The sequence below is a fragment of the Acidobacteriota bacterium genome (assembly GCA_034211275.1).
Taxonomy (GTDB): domain Bacteria; phylum Acidobacteriota; class Thermoanaerobaculia; order Multivoradales; family JAHZIX01; genus JAGQSE01.
In genome coordinates, this window is the sequence record JAXHTF010000368.1 from 1 (window position 1) to 2,142 (window position 2,142).

General features: G+C 68.2%; 3 protein-coding genes. All 3 read left to right on the forward strand.

The annotated features are described in order from the left end of the window. The coding region (locus SX243_26050; protein MDY7096449.1) for a DNA internalization-related competence protein ComEC/Rec2 at positions 1-1,421 on the forward strand (1,421 nt) is incomplete at its 5' end. Between the two features lie 84 nt (positions 1,422-1,505). Next, complete coding sequence (locus SX243_26055; protein ID MDY7096450.1) at positions 1,506-1,748, forward strand: ribbon-helix-helix protein, CopG family; 243 nt, start codon at positions 1,506-1,508, stop codon at positions 1,746-1,748. Beyond that, positions 1,733-2,059: a type II toxin-antitoxin system PemK/MazF family toxin gene (locus SX243_26060; protein MDY7096451.1), complete on the forward strand. Its 327-nt coding sequence runs from the start codon at positions 1,733-1,735 to the stop codon at positions 2,057-2,059. Before SX243_26055 ends, SX243_26060 begins: the two co-directional genes overlap by 16 nt. The last annotated feature ends 83 nt before the right edge of the window (positions 2,060-2,142 follow it).

Below are 2,142 nucleotides of genomic sequence, written 5' to 3' on the forward strand. Positions count from 1 at the left end.
CTCCGGTGGCGGTCAATGCCCTGGCGTGTTTCGTTCTGGCGGTGGTGGTCGCGGCACCGGCTCTGATCTTCGAGCTCTCCTTCCAGCTCACCGTTTCCGCCACCGCCTCCCTGGTCCTCCTGGCGCCGGCCTTGGCGCGCCGCTGGCGGAGGTTGCCGGCCTTCCTCGCCCAACCTCTGGCGGCCACCGTCGCAGCGCAAATCGCCACCTTGCCCTTTGCCCTGCCGGTCTTTCACCTCTGGGCGCCGGCAGCGCCGCTGGCCAACCTCTTGGTGGTGCCGTGGGCGGGGGTGCTGCTGGTGCTCTGTCTCGGATGGGTGCTGATAGCTCTGGCGGTTCCGGGCTTCGCCGGTCTACTCCTGCCGATCTTGGACGCCTGGTCTCTCCCGGCTCAGTGGCTCGAAGGAGCGCCGCCCCACCCGCTCTGGCTACAGGCCAGCGCTGTGGGGCCTTGGGGGGCGCTGGCGCTGGCGGTGGTGTTGCTGTCGGTAATGCTATCGGTGACCTGGTGGCCACGGCGCTGGGGAGCGGCGGTAGTTCTCGCCGGCGGTCTCCTGCTGATCGTTGGCTCTCCTGGGCTGTTCTCCAACACGGTGGTGCCCGAGCCCCGGGCTCTGATGCTCGATGTCGGCCAGGGAGAGGCCCTGGTGCTGCGGGACGGCCGCCGGGCGGTGCTGGTGGACGGCGGCGGCTGGCGTTCCGGGGGCCTGGGTCAGCGGGTTTTGCTACCGGCGCTGGTGGGGCGAGGGATCCGGAAGCTGGACGCGGTGGTGCTGACCCACGACGACCGAGACCACTGCGGCGGGTTGGAGGAGATCGTCGACTATCTGCCGGTCGAGGAGCTGTGGGTGGATGACCGTTGGCTCGGTCGTCCCTGCGCCCAAGCTCTCGCCCGCCGCGCGTCGCTGCGGCCGGTGGCGGTGGGGGAGATCCGGCGGCTGGGCCGCTGGCGACTGGAAGTCCTGGCCAGCGGTTTCGACGAAGGCTCCGAGGAGCTGGACGGCAACGACGACTCCCTGGTGCTGCGGGCGACGGTGGTGGGGGAGTCGAGGTCGGGGCCAGAGCCCGAAGAACGCTGCCTGCTCCTCACCGGCGATATCGAGGCTCCCGCGGAGCGCCGGCTGCTGACGAAGAGCCCGGAGGCCTTGCCCTGCGACCTGCTCAAGATCGCCCACCACGGCAGCAAGACTTCCACCACCGAAGCCTTCCTGCGCGCCGTGGCCCCGCGGCGGGCGTGGATCTCCGCCGGCCGCGGCAACTCCTACGGCCACCCCGCCCACCCGACCCTGCGCCGCCTCCAGCGCCACCAGATTCAGATCCTCCGAACCGACCTCCACGGCCAGGTTCAACTGCGCTTCCCACCCGCCGGCGGGTGTTGGATCGAGACCGCCACGGCCCCCGGGGTGGAGACGTCGCGATGAAAGCTCTCGTGGGGCAGCTCGAAGCTGGCTCCATCACCAACAGCAACCAACAAAGGAAGGAAAAGGTTCATGTATAGTTCTTCTATGACTGCTCGATCCGTACAAGTCTCCATGGATTTGGAGCTGCTGCGGCGCATCGACTCGGACCCGGAGGTGCGCCGGCACGGCCGCTCGGCGTTCATTCGCTCCGCGGTGGAGCTTTACCTGGAAGCCAAGAGGCGGCGAGACCTCGAGGCCAGCCTGGAGGGCGCTTACCTGGGAGAAGCCGACACCATGTTGCGCGAGATCGAGTCGCTGGTGGATCAGCAGTCATGGCCCGCCGACTGAGCCGCGGCGAGATCTGGCTCCTCGACCTTCCCCGACCCGACAAAAAGCGCCCGGTACTGATTCTCAGCCGCCCGTCCCTGATTCCCGTGCTGCATACGGTAACGGTCGCTGCGGTGACCTCGACTTTGCGCGGTGCCCCGACGGAGGTGGCCTTGGGGATCGAGGATGGCTTGAAGAAGACCTCCTGCGTCAACCTGTGCAATCTCTTCACCGTCGAGCAGGCTCGGCTGCGGCGCTATGTCGGGAGAGTGAGGGAGGAGAGGATGCAGCGCGTGTGCAGGGCCCTTGGGATCGCCTGTGGCTGCGGGTGACCTGTGGCTGCAGGTAAAGAGTGTGAGGCCGGGACTGTCGGTTGGGCTGGAAGAAAAGAGCGAGCGGGAAGCGACACGGCCGG

Coding starts and splice junctions, on each gene's coding strand:
- SX243_26055 (MDY7096450.1), top strand. CDS start 1,506: ATGACTGCTCGATCCGTACAAGTCTCCATGGATTTGGAGCTGCTGCGG.
- SX243_26060 (MDY7096451.1), top strand. CDS start 1,733: ATGGCCCGCCGACTGAGCCGCGGCGAGATCTGGCTCCTCGACCTTCCC.